Origin of the sequence: Kocuria sp. ZOR0020, from assembly GCF_000800955.1 — a bacterium.
GTDB classification, from domain to species: domain Bacteria; phylum Actinomycetota; class Actinomycetes; order Actinomycetales; family Micrococcaceae; genus Kocuria; species Kocuria subflava.
This window is the reverse complement of sequence record NZ_JROX01000430.1, coordinates 1-285: the sequence shown is the minus strand read 5'-3', so window position 1 is coordinate 285 and position 285 is coordinate 1. Positions and strand designations below refer to the sequence as shown.

Sequence of the window (285 nt, the reverse complement as noted above, 5' to 3'; positions counted from 1 at the left end):
GCCCCGCCGAAGGACGACAAGAAGCATGCGGCGTGGTGGCGCGCCGCCCGCACGATCGCGGCCTACCGCGACCGCTACCAGGTCACCGACAACCGGAACCCGCTCGGTCCGGCGGCAGAGAGCACCAGCCAGAAGATCGACGCCGCACGAGCACGCGTCGCACTCAACCGCGCACGGTCCATCACCAGCGACAACCCGACGAAGAACCAGGTGAGGCCGAACGCCGTGACCCGATCCGCACCGCGCCTGTGACCACCCCGGCTCGCAGCGGCAGGAGAAAGGTTG

The 285-nt window shown here is 69.8% G+C and carries 1 protein-coding gene; it reads left to right on the top strand.

From position 1 onward, the window contains the following. On the top strand, nt 1-252 hold a 252-nt coding region (locus L979_RS16530), incomplete at its 5' end, for a hypothetical protein (protein WP_047692897.1). Nucleotides 253-285 lie beyond the last annotated feature (33 nt).